The organism is Modestobacter sp. L9-4 (genome assembly GCF_019112525.1).
In the GTDB taxonomy this organism is placed as follows: Bacteria; Actinomycetota; Actinomycetes; order Mycobacteriales; family Geodermatophilaceae; genus Modestobacter.
Window position 1 is genome coordinate 4019025 of record NZ_CP077800.1, and the last position, 16175, is coordinate 4035199.

Below are 16175 nucleotides of genomic sequence, written 5' to 3' on the forward strand. Positions count from 1 at the left end.
GCGGCTGAGACTCCCGGTCACCCAGCCACGGACGCTCGTCCGTCGTGCGGCCCGCAGCAGGAGGAGCCCCGTGACCGAGTCACCACCCGCGCCGGGCGCCGAGCCCGCCGGGGGACCGCTGGCCGGCCTGCTGGTCGCCGACTTCTCCCGCATCCTCGCCGGCCCCTACGCGACCATGCTGCTGGCCGACATGGGCGCGGAGGTGGTCAAGGTGGAGGGCCCGGCCGGTGACGACACCCGCAGCTGGCAGCCGCCGGTCCGCGGCGACGTCTCGACCTACTACCTGGGCGTCAACCGCAACAAGCGCTCGGTCGTCCTGGACCTGAAGGACGCCGGCGACCTCGCCGCCGCCCGTGAGCTGGCCCGACGCGCCGACGTCGTCATCGAGAACTTCAAGAGCGGCGGCCTGGCCCGCTTCGGGCTGGACTTCGACACCGTCGCCGCGACCAACCCCCGCGTCGTCTACGCCTCCATCACCGGCTTCGGCAGCCAGCCCGGCGGCGCGGAGCTCCCCGGCTACGACCTCATCGTGCAGGCGATCTCCGGGCTGATGAGCCTCACCGGCGACCCGCACGGCGAGCCCTACCGGGCCGGCATCTCCGTGTTCGACGTGATGGCCGGGCTGCACGCCACCATCGGCGTCCTGGCCGCGCTGAGCTCCCGGCACGAGACCGGCCGCGGCCAGCACGTCGAGGTCAACCTGCTGTCCTCGGCGCTGTCCGGGCTGGTCAACCACGCCAGCGCCGTGGTCGCCGGAGGCGTCGTGCCGTTCCGGATGGGCAACAGCCACCCGAGCCTGTTCCCCTACGAACCGCTGCCCTGCGCCGACGGCGACCTGATCATCACCGCCGGCAACAACGGCCAGTTCCGCAAGCTGGCCGAGGTGCTCGGCGTCCCCGAGCTGGCCGAGGACCCCCGCTTCGCGCGCAACGAGGACCGCACGGCCAACCGCGAGCAGCTCCGCCCGCTGCTGGTCGAGCGGCTGCAGACCCGGTCCAAGCTCGACTGGTTCACCGACATCATCGCCGCGGGCGTGCCCTGCGGGCCGATCAACACCGTCGACCAGGGCGTCGCCTTCGCCGAGGGCATCGGCCTGGACCCGGTGGTCGAGGTGGGGGAGGGCGGGACGGGGGTCCCGATGGTGCGGAACCCGATCACCTTCTCCGGGACGCCGGTCGGCTACCGGCTGCCCCCGCCCGGGCTCGACGAGCACGGTGCGGAGATCCGCCGCTGGTTGGCCACCGAGGAGCAGGCATGACCGAGTACCCCACCGCGCTGGGCGCCTCGAGCCGGGAGTCGATCACCCTGCTGGGCTCCGACCTCGCCCGGGACGTGATGGGCACCGTCGGCTTCGGCGAGCTCGCCTTCTGGCTGGCCACGCAGCGCCGTCCCACGCCGGGGGAGACCCGGGTGTTCGAGTCGGTGCTGGCCGCGCTGGCCGACCACGGGTTCACCCCGACCGCGATCGTCACCCGGCTGACCTACCTGTCGGCACCGGACTCGGTGCAGGGCGCGCTCGCCGCCGGTCTGCTGGGCGGGGGCAGCCGCTTCCTCGGCGTCACCGAGGACTGCGGCCGGTTCCTGCACGACGTGCTCACCGGCGTCGAGGGCGACCTGCCCACCGACGACGCCGGCTGGGACGCCCTGGCCCTGGAGACCGTCACCGCCCAGCGTGCGGCCCGCCGGTTCGTGCCGGGCCTGGGCCACCACGTGCACAAGGACGGCGACCCGCGCACCCCGCGGCTGTTCCAGATCGCCGGCGAGGAGGGCCTGGTCGGGCCGCACCTGTCGCTGTTCGCCGCGATCGGCCGGGTGCACCCGCAGGTCCTCGGCCGGACGCTGCCGCTCAACGGCGCCGGCGTCTGCGGCGCCGCACTGGCCGACCTCGGGCTGCCGCTGGAGCTGCTGCGCGGCTTCGCGCTGCTGGCCCGCACCGCCGGGCTGATCGGCCAGCTCGCCGAGGAGATCCGGCACCCGGTCGCCAACGAGGTCTTCCTCTCCGTCGACCTCAACAACCGGTCGGTCGACCCGGACCCCTACGTCCCTCCTGCGCTGCCCGCCGAGACCACCGGAGGTCCCCATGGCTGAACTGGTCGCGGTCGTCGCGTCCACCCACCACCCCTTCTACTACCGCGCCAGCACCGCGACCGGTGCGGACCGGCCCCCGTTCGCCGACGAGTGGGTGGCGAAGATCGAGCGGTTCCGGGAGACGCTGACCGCCGCGCGGCCCGACGTCCTGGTGATGGTGGGCAGCGACCACTTCCACCAGCTGTGGCTGGACAACATGCCCCAGTTCCTGGTGGGCAAGGCCCCGTTCTTCGACGCCAACTGGCACAACGAGGAGCGCGAGTTCGGGCTGCCGAAGATGACGCTGCGCGGGGAGGAGGAGCTGGCCGCGCACATCCTGCGCGACGGGCTGGACCGGGACTTCGACCTGGCCTTCAGCAACGAGCTGCGGATCGACCACAGCATCACCTGCCCGATCATCACGCTGCGGCCCGAGGCCGACCTGCCGATCGTGCCGGTCTACACCAACATCTTCGCCCCGCCGATGCCCCGGCCCCAGCGCTTCGTGCAGCTGGGTGCGGCGCTGCGGGAGATGGTGGAGTCCTGGCCCAGCGACAAGCGGGTGGCGGTCATCGGCACCGGCCACCTCTCCCTCGAGCTCGGCGGCCCCCGCCAGTTCGGTGAGCACGGGCCCGACCCGGACTTCGACCGCAAGGCCGTGGAGTGGATCGCCAACGGCGACATCGAGGGCTGCCTGGCCGAGGTGACGCTCGACAGCCTCCACCACCCGGGCAACGCCACCCACGGGTTCATGGACTTCATGCTGATGATGGGCGTGGCCGGGGCGGGGCAGAAGGCCGACCACGTCGACACCCTGGACCTGTTCCACACCATGGAGGCCTACTTCACCTGGTACCCGCAGGGGGACCCGCGATGAGCACGGCATGCGCGACGAGCGCCGGCGAGGAGGACTCGTGAGCAAGTACCTGCTGGACAAGTTCCTGTTCACCGTCGACCGGGACCCCGAGCTCACCGAGCGCTACCGCGAGGACCCGGCCGGCACGGTGACCTGGTGGGAGGCGGAGGTGGCGAACACGCTGCTCAACTCCACCACCGCCGAGCGGACGACGTGGCTGGCCTTCACCGACGAGGAGCGCCGGGCGCTGGCCGAGCACGACCACGTCACGCTGTTCGCGATGGGCGCCCACCCTTTCCTCACGCTCACCCTGTTCATCGCCATGTTCGAGCGCGACCACGGGCCGATGGAGTACCAGCTCGCCTACGCCCGGGCCATGGACCACGTGACCCTGCCCTACCCCGACATCACCACCTGATGACGCCGCCGGCGGCCGGTGACCTGGCCGGGGCGGCATTGGTCACCGAGCCCGGGCAGCCGCCCGAGCACGCCCGGCACCCGGCTCCGGGGCCCCGGCCGGGCCGCACGCTGGTCCGGGTGACGGCCGCCCCCGTCGTCCCGCTGGACCTGCTCTGCGCCTCCGGGACGTCGTACTTCGGTCGGCCCGCCGTCCCGTACGTGCCCGGCGTGCAGGGCGTGGGGGTCGTCGCGGACTCCGCGGCCCACCCGGTGGGCGCCCGCGTCTTCGTCGCCACCTCCGCGGGGATGGCGCCGGGGGACGGCAGTCAGGCGCAGTGATGCAGCGTGCCGGACGCCGACGTCGTGGTCCTGGACCCCGACGACGGGCTGGCCGACGCCGCGGTCGCCGCGATCGGCCTCTCCGGGGTCGCCGCCTGGGCGGCGCTGGGCAGCCGGGCGCAGCTGCAGCCCGGCGAGTGCGTCCTGGTGCTGGGTGCTGGGGGAGCGGTCGGCCAGGCGGGCATCGGCGCGGCCCGCGCCATGGGGGCCGGCCGGGTGGTCGCGGTGTGCCGGCCCGGCGCCGCGGTGACGCGCGCACGGCAGGCCGGTGCCGACGCCGTCGTGGAGCTGGGACCGGACGCCGACGAGCTGGTCACGCTGCTGGCCGAGGCCGTCGGCGGCGCCGCCGACGTGGTGCTCGACCCGGTGTTCGGTGCCGTGGCGACCGCCGCGAGCCGGGTGCTCGCCCCGGGCGGGCGGCTGGTCAACCTGGGCAGCGTCGCGGGGGACACCGCGGAGTTCGCCTCGGCACTGCTGCGCAGCCGGAGCGCCTCCGTGCTCGGGTACACCAACAACGCTCTCGGCCCCGACGAGCGCGCCACCGCACTGCGCGCCGTCCTGGCCCGCGCCGCGGCCGGGGAGCTCACCGTCGCCCACGAGACGCTGCCGCTGCGCGACGTCCGGCGGGCGTGGGAACGGGCAGCGGCCGGCTCCGGCGACCGGCTCGTCCTCGTCCCCGACTGAGCACCCGTCCGGCTGGGCGGTGCGACTGCGTGGACGAGGAGGTCACACCGTCTGGCCGGGCAGGTCGCAGACCAGGACGAGCGTGCCGGGCACCAGTGCGCCGCGCTCGGGCGACCACTGGCCCCACGTCTGCGTGCGGCCCGGCGTCCACTCCGGCTCGACCAGGTCGGTGAGCACGAAGCCCGCGCCCACCACCGCGCGCACCCAGTCGCCGATCGTGCGGTGGTGCTCCACGTAGACGGTGCGGCCGCGGTCGTCGGTCTCGACGTACGGCGTCCGGTCGAAGTAGGAGGCCACCACGCGCAGGTCGTCGGGGTCGGGGGAGTCCGGCATCGGCCAGCGCATCGGGTGGTTGACCGAGGCCACGAGGCGGCCGCCGGGCACGAGCACCCGGGCCACCTCGGTGAGCACCGCCCGGGCGTCACTGACGAAGGGCAGCCCGCCGAAGGCCGAGCAGGCCAGGTCGACGCTGGCGTCGGCCAGCGGCAGCGCCCCGGCGTCGGCCTGCAGCAGCGGGACGGCGACACCGGTGCTGCCGTTGAGCTCCGCGGCCCGGGCGAGCATCCCGCCGGAGACGTCGAGGGCGACCGGGGAGGCGCCGGCCAGCCGCAGCCAGCGGGAGCACGGCGCCGACCCGCAGCCGATCTCCAGCACCCGGCGTCCGGCGACGTCCCCGAGCAGGTGCGCGTCGGCCTCCCGCAGGCCCTCGGGGCACCACAGGAAGTCGGTGTCGCCGAGGTCGGAGCCGTGCTCGGCGAGATAGGCCGGGGCCGCGGCGTCCCACCAGCCGCGGTTGGCGCGGGCCGACTCGGCCGGGCCGGTGGGCCGCCGGGTGACGCCGCCGGCGGCCGGGTAGCCGTCCTCGGCGAGCGGCAGGACGGCCGGGGGGCGGGGGCCGGGGGTGGGGTCCATGACCCGGCGATGGTGGCACGCCCGGTGTCGCCGATCCGGTGCCGGACCCGGATGGACCCGCCTCCCACAGGTACGTACCATGGAGGACCACGCCTGAGGTCTGTGGCGACGACCCCCTGTCCGGGGTGCTCGGCACGGCCCTCTCCCGTGATCTTCCCCGTGGTCCACCTGGGCCGCGGGTGTCCTGTCCCTTCGCATCCCCCGTCCGGAGCACTCGACTTCATGACCTCCACCCAGGTCCGTCCCGACAGCACCCCCCAGGTCGCGGTGAACGACATCGGCACCGCCGAGGACTTCCTCGCCGCCATCGACCAGACCATCAAGTACTTCAACGACGGCGACATCGTCGAAGGCGTGATCGTCAAGGTCGACCGGGACGAGGTGCTGCTGGACATCGGCTACAAGACCGAGGGCGTCATCCCCTCGCGTGAGCTGTCCATCAAGCACGACGTCGACCCCACCGAGGTCGTCAAGGTCGGCGACGAGGTGGAAGCCCTCGTCCTCCAGAAGGAGGACAAGGAGGGCCGGCTGATCCTGTCCAAGAAGCGCGCACAGTACGAGCGCGCCTGGGGCACGATCGAGGCCAAGAAGGAGGCCGACGAGGTCGTCACCGGCATCGTCATCGAGGTCGTCAAGGGCGGCCTCATCCTCGACATCGGCCTGCGCGGGTTCCTCCCCGCCTCGCTGGTCGAGATGCGTCGCGTCCGCGACCTGCAGCCCTACGTGGGCCGCGAGCTCGAGGCCAAGATCATCGAGCTCGACAAGAACCGCAACAACGTCGTCCTCTCCCGCCGGCAGTGGCTGGAGCAGACCCAGTCCGAGGTCCGCAGCGAGTTCCTCAACAAGCTCGCCAAGGGCCAGGTCCGCACGGGCGTCGTCTCCTCGATCGTCAACTTCGGTGCCTTCGTGGACCTGGGTGGCGTCGACGGCCTGGTGCACGTCTCCGAGCTGTCCTGGAAGCACATCGACCACCCGTCCGAGGTCGTCGAGGTCGGCCAGGAGGTCACCGTCGAGGTCCTCGACGTCGACCTGGACCGTGAGCGGGTCTCCCTGTCGCTGAAGGCGACGCAGGAGGACCCGTGGCGTCAGTTCGCCCGCACGCACCAGATCGGGCAGGTCGTGCCCGGCAAGGTCACCAAGCTGGTGCCCTTCGGTGCGTTCGTGCGCGTCGACGAGGGCATCGAGGGCCTGGTCCACATCTCCGAGCTGGCCGAGCGCCACGTGGAGATCCCGGAGCAGGTCGTGCAGGTCGGCGACGAGATCCTGGTCAAGGTCATCGACATCGACCTGGACCGCCGCCGCATCTCGCTGTCGCTCAAGCAGGCCAACGAGGGCGTCATCGGCGACGAGGAGCAGTTCGACCCCGCCGCCTACGGCATGTCCGCGTCCTACGACGAGCAGGGCAACTACATCTACCCGGAGGGCTTCGACCCGGAGACCGGCGAGTGGCTCGAGGGCTACGACGAGGCCCGCGAGCGCTGGGAGAAGCAGTACGCCGACGCCCAGGCCCGCTTCGAGGCGCACCGCAAGCAGATCGCCGAGGCCAAGGCGGCCGACGCCGAGGCAGCTGCCGGTGGCAGCTACTCCAGCGCCGCCGAGGTCGACGACGACGAGAGCGGTGCCTCGACCGGTGGCACCCTGGCCTCCGACGAGGCGCTCGCCGCGCTGCGCGCCAAGCTCGCCGGCGGCGAGTGACCGCACCGCTGAGCTGATCAGCACATGACCGTGCGCCGTCCACCCACCCGGGTGGGCGGCGCACGGTCGTTCGTGGGGCTGGTGGGGCTGGTGGTGCTCGCGGGGTGCACCGGCAGCCCGGACGGCGCCGACGTCGCCGCGCCCAGCAGCAGTGCGCCGCCGCCGTCCACGTCGGCCCCCGCCACGACGGCGGCGCCGGCGTACCAGCTCCCGACGTCCTGCTCGGGGCTGCTGTCGCTCCGCCAGCTCGACCAGGCCCTCGGGACGGCGCTGCCCGGGCAGACCACCTACACGGTCGGCACCCCGCAGCCCGAGATCGGCCGCACCGGCCGGATCACCTGCGGCTTCGGCGTGGTCCCGGCCACCGCCGACACCGGCGCGGGTGACCCGCTGCTGGAGCTGTCGGTCTTCACCTACACCGACGAGCAGTCCGCTGCCGACCGGGTCGACGCCACCGTCGACGCGCAGCAGGCCAAGGGGGTGCGGTTCGACGAGGCCGTCGTGCCCGGCGCCTCCGCCGTCCTGCTCACCGGGCCCGAGGAGGCGACGCTGATCGCCACGGTCGGGTCCCGCACCTACTCGCTGTCGATCGTGCCCGGCATCCTCGACGGGCCGGGCACGCTGCCGGCGCTGCAGCAGCTGATGGGTGACGTGCTCACCGCGGACACCCCCGTGCCCACGGGCACCCCGGCCGGCACGGCCACGGCCTCACCGACGGGCTGACGCGCCGTCCAGCGGGCCGTGAGCGGCCCGTGCGGGACGACGGCCCACCCGGTGCCGCACGGCGGCGTCCCGGGGGTCCTGCGACGGGTCAGAGGCTGAGGATGATCGCGAACGCGGTGCGCGGGCGGCCACCGGCGTTGGCAAGGAAGTCCCACGTGTGCCGGCCGGCGGAGACACTCGGCATCAGCGCGCGGAAGAGCGCGGTCCCACGGCGGGTCTGCGGCAGGCGCTCACGCACGCCGGGCAGGTCGGCCACCCGGAGGCCGGCGGGGTTCTCGATGCGGTGCCGACCGCGGGGGAGGGTGCCGACGGTCGACGGTGCGCCTTCGAGCGTGGAGCGGGTCATGGTCGGTCCTGCCTCTCTGCTGTGGCGGGGGAGTTCCACCGGGACGAAAGGTAAGTCCTGTGACTGGTGTGACGAGCGACGACGCGCCGGGCGCGACGCGCCGTGACCTCACCGAGACGGAGGACCCCCTCGCCCGCACCTCTCGCGAGCTCGCGGCAGGGCCTGCGCGGGCCCGGTCTACGGTCGCCGGGTGCTGAGGATCGGGTTGACCGGTGGGATCGGGTCGGGCAAGAGCACGGTCGCCGCGCTGCTGGCCGGGCGCGGGGCGCAGGTGGTGGACGCCGACCGGATCGCCCGCGAGGTGCTGGAGCCCGGCACACCGGGGCTGGCGGCAGTCGTCGCGGAGTTCGGGCCCGGGGTCATCGGCGCGGACGGCGCGCTGGACCGGGCCGCCCTGGCGTCGATCGTCTTCGGCGACCCCGCGGCCCGGGCGCGCCTCGACGGCATCGTCCACCCACTGGTGCGTGCCCGGGCCGCTGAGGCGGTCGCTGCCGCCCCCGCGGACGCGGTCGTGGTGCAGGACGTCCCCCTGCTCGTGGAGACCGGGCAGGCGGGCAGCTTCGACCTGGTGCTCGTGGTGGAGGCCGACGCCGGCACCCGGCTGGCGCGGCTGGTCGGCCGCGGGCTGTCCGCGGACGACGCCCGGGCACGGATGGCCAGCCAGGCGACCGACGGGCAGCGGCGGGCCGTCGCCGACGTGGTGCTGCGCAACGACGGCGACCGGGCGGCGCTGGCCGCGGCGGTGGACCGGTTCTGGGACGAGCGGGTGGCCCCGACCCTCGGCTGACCGCCGTCCGGTCCAGCAGGCGCCCGGGGCCTGTGCGCTCAGCGGGGCGTGCGCAAGCCGCCGACCCCGCCGAGCGCACAGTGGGCGAGGCAGCGGCGGCGTGCGGCGCGGTGCGCCTCGGTCGTGCGGCGGCCGCTGTGCGGCGCGGCGCGGTGCCTCAGCGGCGCGGGTGGCCGTGACCGGCTCCTGGCATGACGAAGGCCCCCGGGTCGGTGACCTGGGGGCCTTCGTGTGGTGGGCGATACTGGGATCGAACCAGTGACCTCTTCCGTGTCAGGGAAGCGCGCTACCGCTGCGCCAATCGCCCGTCCCGGTCTCGCGACCGGACCCACCTCCACGCTCGTGCTCCGCGGAGGAGACGAGGTGGAGACGGGATTTGAACCCGTGTAGACGGCTTTGCAGGCCGTTGCCTCGCCTCTCGGCCACTCCACCGCACGCCAGGCGCCGGTCTGAGACCAGCGCCCGGGGTTCCGAGCGGATGACGGGATTCGAACCCGCGACCCTCACCTTGGCAAGGTGATGCTCTACCACTGAGCCACATCCGCAGTGCCCCGCTCTCGCGGTGCGTGGAGAACTCTAACCGACCCGGTTCTGGGGGTTGAACCGGGGGGGTACCCGGGGTGTCCCCGAGGGCGTTCCTGCAGGTCAGCGGCGTACGCGGGCCTGCAGGAGGCGGTTCAGGCGCCCGAGGGGTCCGAGCCGCCCTGCAGCAGCGCCAGCAGCTCGTCGTCGACGCGGAGCGCCTCGCTCTCCTGTCCGACGGCCACCAGCTGCTCCGTCTCGCGCAGGAAATCGCCCACGACGGCGGCCGACAGCTCGAACAGCGCCTCGCCCGAGGGTGCACGCAGCTGCAGGAAGAGCACGTCGAGCCCACCGCGGGCCGGCCACAGCCGCACGTCGCCCTCGCCGGCCGGCCCGGTGAGCCCGGAGCGCAGCAGGTCGCGGCTCAGCAGCCACTCGACGCCGCCGTCCTCGTCCGGGCCGTCCTCCAGGCCGTGCAGGGCGCCGTCGTCCAGCCCGCGGTCGAACTCGTCCTCGCCGCCGTCGCCGAAGCGGACCCGGACGGCGAAGGGGTCCTGCGCGTCGTAGACCAGTGCCGCCGGCACCGCCGTCCACGACTGGGGGCCGACCAGGTGGAGGGTGGTCCGTGCAGTGCAACCAGAGCTCGGGTAGCGCGCCATGTCCCTGTAACGACCCAGAACGGGCCCCGGTCACGCATGCTCTCGGCGTGTCGCGCCCCTGGCGCCTCACGAGTCACACGAGTGCACACCCGTCACCCGGGAGTGGGAGGTCGCCGGCCCGGTCGATGTGAGTGAACCGATCCGGGGCCACGCGCCGAACGTGTCGTGTGACCATGGGCCTCGTGACTCGACCTGCGCGCAGCACCGAGGACGGCGCTGCCGACCTCGAACTGCTGCGGCGGGTCGCTGCGGGCGACCGTGGCGCCATCGACGACCTGTACCAGCGGTTCCGCCGTCCGGCCTTCGCGCTGGCGCGCCGGGTGCTGGCCGACGACGTGCTGGCCGAGGACGTGCTGCAGGACGTGTTCCTGGGCATCTGGCGCGACCCGGGGGCCTTCGACGGCGCCCGCGGCAGCGTGGCCTCCTGGCTGCTGACGATGGTGCACCACAAGGCCGTCGACGCCGTCCGGCGCGAGGAGTCCCACCGCCGCCGCACCGCGCGCGCCGAGGACGACCTGGCGCTGTCGGCGCCGGTGCAGACCAGCGACGTCGAGGACGACGCCTGGGAGCGGATGGAGGCCGGCCGCGTGCGCAGCGCGCTGCGGGCACTGCCCGAGCCGCAGCGCGAGGCGCTGACCCTGGCCTACTACGGGGGCTACACGCAGCGGGAGGTGGCGGCGCTGACCGGCACCCCACTGGGCACCGTCAAGACCCGCATGCTCGCCGGGATGCGCCGGCTGAAGGACACGCTCGGCACCGGCATGCCCGGCATCACCCCGGCCGACGGGACGACCCGATGACCGCCCCCGGCCAGCCCGGCCGCGAGGACGCGCACCGGACCTGGGACGAGCTCGCCGTCGGCTGGGCGCTGCACGCCCTCGAGCCCGAGGACGAGACGCTCTTCGCCGCCCACCTGCGCACCTGTGACCGCTGTGCCCAGACCGTGGCCGACACCGCCGAGGTGATGGCCGCCCTGGCCGGCGACCTGCCCCCGGCCGAGCCCTCCGACGCGCTGCGGGACCGGCTGCGGGCCGCGGTCGAGGAGACCGAGCAGGTGCCGCCCGCCGAGCTCCCCGCACCCGCTCCCGAGGTGCCGGCCACCCCGCGGGCCCTCGAGCGCCCCACCCGTGTCCCGCTGGGGGCCAGCCCCTACGGCAACCTCCGTGCACCGCTGCCGCCCCGGCACCTCGACCGGCGGCCGGCCTGGCGTCGGGTGCTGCCGACGGCCCTCGTCGCCGCGGCCCTGGCCGCGGTGCTCGCGCTCGGGGCATGGAACGTGGTGGTCACCGGTGACCGGGACACCGCCCGCACCCAGGCGGAGGAGCAGAGCCGGGTGATCGACTCCCTGCTGCAGCCGGGCCGGGCCACCATCGCCCCGATGACCGAGAACGGGCGCGCCGTCGCCACCGTGGTCGCCCGCGACGGTCAGGTGCAGGTGCTCACCGACGGCCTGCCGGTCAACGACGCCGCCGCCCAGACCTACGTCGTGTGGGGGATGCGTGCCGACTCCCCGGTGGCCCTCGGCACCTTCGACGTGGTCACTCCCCAGATGGACCTGCGGACCGTAGGCTCGGCGGCAACCGGGCTGGACGACTACTCCGCCTACGGCATCAGCATCGAGCCCGGTCGACAGGCTCCGACGACACCGTCGGAGATCGTCGCGACCGGGCAGGTGACCAGCTGAGCGGACAGGACACCCGGACGGCGTCGGGGGAGCGGGCCCCCTCGGGCCGCCCGTACGACGACCGGCCCGGGCACGAGAAGGACCGCAGCCTGCGCGAGCGCGTCGCCGACAGCGGTTGGCGCCGTCGCATCGCGGCCCGCAAGAGCCTCGAGGCGCCCTACCGGCTGGGCGTGGGGCTCGTCGGCGGGCTGATCGTGGCGGTGGGCATCGTGGCGATCCCGCTGCCCGGACCGGGGTGGCTGATCGTCTTCGCCGGTCTGTTCGTGCTGGCCACGGAGTTCCTCTGGGCCGAGCGGCTCCTGGAGTACGCCCGCCGCCAGGTGCAGGGCTGGACCGACTGGCTGGGCCGCCAGCCCGTCGTCGTCCGGGTGGCGGTGGCCGTGCTGACCGCCGCGTTCGTCTACGGCGTGGTGGTGCTGACCCTGCACGTGACGGGCGTCCCGCACTGGGTGCCGGGGTGGGTGCCGCTGTGGCACTGAGCGTCTGGCACAATCGTTGTCAGCACGGGCGATTGGCTCAGCGGTAGAGCGCTTCGTTCACACCGAAGAGGTCACTGGTTCGATCCCAGTATCGCCCACCGTGCGCGAGGGCCAGGTCATCCCGGGAACGGGTGACCTGGCCCTCTCTGCGTTCCCGTGCCGGGCGGCCGGTACGGGCGCACCATGGACGGCGATGGCACTGGACCGCGCCGCCCGCCTGCGGGCCGCCGTCGACCGCGACGGGCCCACCTGCATCTGGTGCGCCCGGGAGTTCGGCGAGCACGTCGAGCCCAGCACCGAGCACGTCGTCCCCCGGGTCAAGGGCGGGCCGTCGTGGCTGGAGAACGAGGTCGCCGCCTGCCGCCGGTGCAACTCCGACCGCGGGCACGTCGCCCCGGTGGAGTGGCTGGAGGAGTGCCTGCGCCGCGGCTGGCACCCCGACGAGCCCCGGCTGGCCCGGGTGCTGACCGCGCTGGAGGCGGCGATCGCCGAGCGCGGCGGTCAGCGCCGCGCCCGGCCGTACCTGGACGCGCAACTGCGCCGGTTGCGCCGCCGGGGCGGCGCGACCGGGCAGCAGGCGGGCTGACCCCTAGAGGTGCTCGAGCGGGCGGGCCCGCAGCGCTGAGATGCCGCTGACGACCGCCAGCAGCAGCAGGTAGCCGGCCGCCAGCCAGGGCGCGCCGTCGGTGGCCGCGATGAGCGCGGTGAGGATCAGCGGGGTGAAGCCGCTGGCGTAGATGCCGCCGCCCTGGAAGGCCAGCGACATCCCGGTGTAGCGGGTGCGGGTGGGGAACAGCTCGGCGAACAGGGTGGACTCCGCGCCGCTGGTGAGCCCGTAGCTGATCCCGAGCATCACCACCAGCACGATCCCGACCACCACCACGTGACCGGTGCGCAGCCCGGCGAAGGCGGGGAAGACCCCGACCGCGAGCAGCGCACAGCCCACGGCGAACACCCGTCCCCGGCCGATCCGGTCGCTCCACGCGCCGGCGAGGGGGACGACGGCTGCCTCCACGAGCGCGGCGACCGTCACCGCGACCAGCACGTCATTGCGGTCCATGCCGACCCGGGTGACGGTGTAGGTCAGGACGAACACGCCCCAGCAGTTGAACGACGCGCCCTCCGCCCAGCGGGCCAGCAGCGCCCAGCCGAGGTTGCGCCGGGACGGCCGGTCGCGGAACACCTCGACCACCGGCACCCGGGCGACGTCGGCCTGCTCCTGGACCCGCCGGAAGGCCGGGGTCTCCAGCACCTTCAGCCGCACGACCAGGCCGACCAGCACCAGCACGAGACTGGACACGAAGGCGATCCGCCAGCCCCAGCGGAGGAAGTCGTCGTCGTCCATCAGGGAGCCGAGGAGCGCGAAGGCACCCGTGCCCAGCGCCAGCCCCAGGCCGAGGCCGACCTGCGGGGTGGCGCCGTAGAGGCCGCGGCGGCCGGGCGGGGCGTACTCGACGGCGAGCAGGACGGCGCCGCCCCACTCACCGCCGACCGCGATGCCCTGCAGGACCCGCAGCACCACGAGCAGCACCGGTGCCCAGATGCCGATCGAGTCGTGACTGGGCAGCAGGCCGATCAGCGCGGTCGAGACGCCGGTCATGGCCATCGTCACGATCAGCGTGGTCCGCCGCCCGACCCGGTCGCCGATGTGGCCGAAGACCAGCCCGCCGATCGGGCGGGCCAGGAAGCCCACCGCGAAGGTCGCGAAGGACAGCAGCGAGGCCACCGTCGGGTCGTTGTCGCCGTAGAAGACCTTCGGGAAGACGATCCCGGCGGCGGTGGCGAAGAGGAAGAAGTCGTACCACTCGATCGTGGTGCCGATCAGCGACGCGGTGAGCACCGTCCGCCCGTCGGCCTGCCGCTGGTCCTCCGGCCGGTCGGCGGCCACCGCCGCGGCGCTCATCGGCCGGTGAAGGGGATCGACGCGGGTGCGGACGCGGCGGCCGGCGACCCGGCCGGGGGCACCCACAGGCCGCGGCGGCCGAGCTCGGGCAGCACGCCCTCGCCGACCCAGTACGCCTCCTCCAGGTGCGGGTGGCCCGACAGCACGAACTCGTCGATGCCCAGCGCGTGGTACTCCGCGATGCGGTCGGCGACCTCGGTGTGGCTGCCGACGAGCGCCGTCCCGGCACCGCCGCGGACCAGGCCGACGCCGGCCCACAGGTTGGGGGAGACCTCGAGGTCGGCGGCGCGGGCGGTGCCGCCGGAGTGCAGCGCGCGCATCCGCCGCTGGCCCTCGGACTCGCTGCGGGCGAGGTTCGCCTGCACCTTGTCGATCATCCCCTGCGGGATGCCGGCCAGCAGGGTCTCCGCCTGCGCCCACGCGGCGTCGGAGGTGTCCCGGGTGATGACGTGCAGCCGGATGCCGAAGCGCACGGTGCGCCCGCGCGCGGCGGCGAGGCCGCGGATCCACTCGATCTTCTCCGCCACCTGCGCCGGCGGCTCGCCCCAGGTCAGGTAGACGTCGGAGTGCTCGGCGGCGACCTCGCCGGCCAGCGGGGAGGAACCACCGAAGTAGACCGGCGGGACCGGGTCCGGCACGGTCTCGAGCTTCGCGCCCTCCACCTGCACGTGCTCGCCGGCCAGGTCGACGGTCTCCCCGCGCCACAGCCCGCGCACGACCTGCAGGAACTCCCCGCAGCGGCGGTAGCGGTCGTCCTTGCCCAGGAAGTCGCCGTAGGCGCGCTGCTCGGCCGGCTCGCCGCCGGTGACGACGTTGAGCAGCAGCCGGCCACCGGAGTGCCGCTGGAAGGTGGCGGCCATCTGCGCGGCGAGGGTGGGGGACAACAGGCCGGGGCGGAAGGCGACGAGGAACTTCAGCCGCTCGCTGGCCCCGGCGAGCATGGCGGTGGTCAGCCACGCGTCCTCGCACCACAGGCCGGCCGGGGTCAGTGCGGCCTCGAAGCCCACGGTCTCCGCGGCCCGCACGACCTGGGTCAGGTAGCCCAGCGACGCCGGCCGGGAGCCGCCGGCGGCCGTGGCGGCCATGCCGTGGCCGCCGCCGACCAGGCCGCGGGAGTCGCCGTAGGTGGGCAGGAACCAGTGCGCGACCAGCGGCGGGCGCGCGCCGGCGTCGTCGCCGGTGAACGGGTCGGCGGGGGAGGTGAGGGCAGGGGCTTCGGTCATGACGTCTCCAGGGCAGACGGGGACCGCCCACCGGGGAGGTGGGCGTCGGGGGAGGGGGTGACCGGCGTGCGGTCGGGAGGGGGCGCGGGGCGTCAGCGCAGGGCGGTGCGGGGGCGCGGACAGACCGCGCTGCCGACCCGGAGCAGGTCGACGTGGAGCCGGCGGGTCAGCGTGCCGCCGGCCGTCCCTGCTCCCGTCACGTCGCAAGTGTCGCAAACCCGATCGATCTGGTGCAGATGCCCTCGGGGTCGCTGCCGGTAGCGTGCCGGGCGTGAGCCAGGACGCAGGCACGGGCGGGGCAGGACAGGACGTCGTGGGCGTGGTCGAGGAGATCTCGGTCTACCCGGTGAAGTCCCTGGCCGGCCGCACGCTGGCCGCCGTCGAGGTCGACGACGCCGGGCTGCGCGGCGACCGGGCGTACGCGGTGGTGGACGCGGACTCCGGCGAGCGGGTCACGGTGAAGACCACCCCGCAGCTGCACGGGATCGTCCCCACCGGCGATCCCGAGGCCGACACGATCACCGTCACCCAGGTGCTGGGCCGCCCGGTGCGGCTGGCCCGCTCCGCCGGTGGCCCCCAGGTCGACGCCGCGGCGGTGCACCTGGTCTCCCGCGGGGCGATCGACCGGGCGGCCGCCGGCGACGTCCCCGAGGGGTGCTCGGCCGACGACCCCCGGGCGAACCTGCTGCTGCAGCTGTCCGGCGGCGGCGACGAGCGCGACTGGGTGGGCCGGCGGCTGCAGGTGGGCGGCGCGGAGCTCGAGGTCGTCCGCACCCCCAAGCACTGCCTGGGCGTCTACGCCGAGGTGCGCACCCCCGGCCGGGTCGCCGCCGGGGACGCCGTCCGGCTGCTGGGCTGACCCCCGCCGTGGCCGGCACGCGGGCCGGGGGGTCGAGC

The 16175-nt window shown here is 74.4% G+C and carries 20 protein-coding genes and 4 tRNA genes; 15 read left to right on the forward strand and 9 right to left on the reverse strand.

All coding sequences use genetic code 11. From position 1 onward, the window contains the following. The first annotated feature begins 70 nt into the window (after window positions 1-70). From KUM42_RS19030 to KUM42_RS19055, 6 genes are read left to right on the forward strand one after another with little or no spacing between them, the layout of a single operon-like run. The gene (locus KUM42_RS19030; RefSeq protein ID WP_237494084.1) at window positions 71-1258 is read left to right on the forward strand and encodes a CaiB/BaiF CoA-transferase family protein; all 1188 of its coding nucleotides are present in this window, start codon (window positions 71-73) and stop codon (window positions 1256-1258) included. Continuing rightward, window positions 1255-2088, forward strand: a complete 834-nt coding sequence (locus KUM42_RS19035; RefSeq protein WP_237494085.1) for a citryl-CoA lyase — start codon at window positions 1255-1257, stop codon at window positions 2086-2088. The genes KUM42_RS19030 and KUM42_RS19035 overlap by 4 nt, the downstream gene beginning before the upstream one ends. Next, a complete protein-coding gene (locus KUM42_RS19040) occupies window positions 2081-2944 on the forward strand; it encodes an extradiol ring-cleavage dioxygenase (RefSeq protein WP_237494086.1) in 864 nt (287 codons plus the stop codon). The genes KUM42_RS19035 and KUM42_RS19040 overlap by 8 nt, the downstream gene beginning before the upstream one ends. A gap of 37 nt (window positions 2945-2981) precedes the next feature. Further along, entirely contained in the window at window positions 2982-3341 is a 360-nt protein-coding gene (locus KUM42_RS19045; RefSeq protein WP_237494087.1) for a hypothetical protein, read from the forward strand. Further along, on the forward strand, window positions 3341-3661 hold the full coding sequence (locus tag KUM42_RS19050; RefSeq protein ID WP_237494088.1) for a hypothetical protein: 321 nt from the start codon (window positions 3341-3343) through the stop codon (window positions 3659-3661). Before KUM42_RS19045 ends, KUM42_RS19050 begins: the two co-directional genes overlap by 1 nt. A 6-nt stretch (window positions 3662-3667) precedes the next feature. Then, window positions 3668-4345, forward strand: coding sequence for a zinc-binding dehydrogenase (locus KUM42_RS19055; protein WP_237494089.1), 678 nt, complete (start codon window positions 3668-3670; stop codon window positions 4343-4345). Window positions 4346-4387: 42 nt separating this feature from the next. Here the strand turns inward: KUM42_RS19055 and KUM42_RS19060 are convergent, their stop codons facing one another. Next, window positions 4388-5257, reverse strand: coding sequence for a class I SAM-dependent methyltransferase (locus KUM42_RS19060; RefSeq protein WP_237494090.1), 870 nt, complete (start codon window positions 5255-5257; stop codon window positions 4388-4390). Between the two features lie 222 nt (window positions 5258-5479). Between KUM42_RS19060 and rpsA the strand changes: the two genes are divergently transcribed. Both rpsA and KUM42_RS19070 read left to right on the forward strand, forming a co-directional pair. Continuing rightward, on the forward strand, window positions 5480-6952 hold the full coding sequence (rpsA, locus tag KUM42_RS19065; protein ID WP_163612929.1) for a 30S ribosomal protein S1: 1473 nt from the start codon (window positions 5480-5482) through the stop codon (window positions 6950-6952). Window positions 6953-6976: 24 nt separating this feature from the next. Beyond that, on the forward strand, window positions 6977-7675 hold the full coding sequence (locus KUM42_RS19070; protein WP_237494091.1) for a hypothetical protein: 699 nt from the start codon (window positions 6977-6979) through the stop codon (window positions 7673-7675). An 88-nt stretch (window positions 7676-7763) separates the two neighbouring features. Here the strand turns inward: KUM42_RS19070 and KUM42_RS19075 are convergent, their stop codons facing one another. Continuing rightward, window positions 7764-8021, reverse strand: a complete 258-nt coding sequence (locus KUM42_RS19075) for a hypothetical protein (RefSeq protein ID WP_237494092.1) — start codon at window positions 8019-8021, stop codon at window positions 7764-7766. Between the two features lie 190 nt (window positions 8022-8211). Here KUM42_RS19075 and coaE point away from each other — a divergent pair, with 190 nt between their 5' ends. After that, window positions 8212-8808: a dephospho-CoA kinase gene (gene coaE / locus KUM42_RS19080; protein ID WP_237494093.1), complete on the forward strand. Its 597-nt coding sequence runs from the start codon at window positions 8212-8214 to the stop codon at window positions 8806-8808. Between the two features lie 232 nt (window positions 8809-9040). Here the strand turns inward: coaE and KUM42_RS19085 are convergent. From KUM42_RS19085 to KUM42_RS19100, 4 genes are all read right to left on the reverse strand, one after another. Beyond that, window positions 9041-9115: transfer RNA gene (locus KUM42_RS19085), tRNA-Val, on the reverse strand. Between the two features lie 54 nt (window positions 9116-9169). Next, window positions 9170-9240, reverse strand: a tRNA-Cys gene (locus tag KUM42_RS19090). 41 nt (window positions 9241-9281) lie between these two features. Next, a tRNA-Gly gene (locus KUM42_RS19095) sits at window positions 9282-9353 on the reverse strand. Between the two features lie 132 nt (window positions 9354-9485). Beyond that, window positions 9486-9914, reverse strand: a complete 429-nt coding sequence (locus tag KUM42_RS19100) for an SsgA family sporulation/cell division regulator (RefSeq protein WP_237494094.1) — start codon at window positions 9912-9914, stop codon at window positions 9486-9488. Window positions 9915-10162: 248 nt separating this feature from the next. Here KUM42_RS19100 and KUM42_RS19105 point away from each other — a divergent pair, with 248 nt between their 5' ends. The 5 genes from KUM42_RS19105 (at window position 10163) to KUM42_RS19125 (ending at window position 12738) form a co-directional block, all read left to right on the forward strand. Next, the gene (locus KUM42_RS19105) at window positions 10163-10789 is read left to right on the forward strand and encodes a sigma-70 family RNA polymerase sigma factor (protein WP_237494095.1); all 627 of its coding nucleotides are present in this window, start codon (window positions 10163-10165) and stop codon (window positions 10787-10789) included. Beyond that, on the forward strand, window positions 10786-11673 hold the full coding sequence (locus KUM42_RS19110) for an anti-sigma factor domain-containing protein (protein ID WP_237494096.1): 888 nt from the start codon (window positions 10786-10788) through the stop codon (window positions 11671-11673). The genes KUM42_RS19105 and KUM42_RS19110 overlap by 4 nt, the downstream gene beginning before the upstream one ends. A gap of 128 nt (window positions 11674-11801) precedes the next feature. Then, a complete protein-coding gene (locus KUM42_RS19115) occupies window positions 11802-12152 on the forward strand; it encodes a TIGR02611 family protein (RefSeq protein WP_255557600.1) in 351 nt (116 codons plus the stop codon). 26 nt (window positions 12153-12178) lie between these two features. Next, window positions 12179-12250: transfer RNA gene (locus KUM42_RS19120), tRNA-Val, on the forward strand. A gap of 95 nt (window positions 12251-12345) precedes the next feature. After that, window positions 12346-12738, forward strand: a complete 393-nt coding sequence (locus tag KUM42_RS19125) for an HNH endonuclease (RefSeq protein ID WP_237494098.1) — start codon at window positions 12346-12348, stop codon at window positions 12736-12738. Between the two features lie 3 nt (window positions 12739-12741). On the opposite strand, the gene KUM42_RS19130 is transcribed toward KUM42_RS19125, so the two are convergent. The 3 genes from KUM42_RS19130 to KUM42_RS20465 form a co-directional block, all read right to left on the reverse strand. Continuing rightward, on the reverse strand, window positions 12742-14055 hold the full coding sequence (locus KUM42_RS19130; protein WP_237494099.1) for an MFS transporter: 1314 nt from the start codon (window positions 14053-14055) through the stop codon (window positions 12742-12744). Beyond that, the gene (locus KUM42_RS19135) at window positions 14052-15278 is read right to left on the reverse strand and encodes an LLM class flavin-dependent oxidoreductase (RefSeq protein WP_237494100.1); all 1227 of its coding nucleotides are present in this window, start codon (window positions 15276-15278) and stop codon (window positions 14052-14054) included. The genes KUM42_RS19130 and KUM42_RS19135 overlap by 4 nt, the downstream gene beginning before the upstream one ends. Window positions 15279-15370: 92 nt before the next feature. Beyond that, a complete protein-coding gene (locus KUM42_RS20465) occupies window positions 15371-15478 on the reverse strand; it encodes a putative leader peptide (RefSeq protein WP_370629324.1) in 108 nt (35 codons plus the stop codon). Between the two features lie 71 nt (window positions 15479-15549). Between KUM42_RS20465 and KUM42_RS19140 the strand changes: the two genes are divergently transcribed. Then, a complete protein-coding gene (locus KUM42_RS19140) occupies window positions 15550-16137 on the forward strand; it encodes an MOSC N-terminal beta barrel domain-containing protein (protein ID WP_237494101.1) in 588 nt (195 codons plus the stop codon). Window positions 16138-16175: the final 38 nt, after the last annotated feature.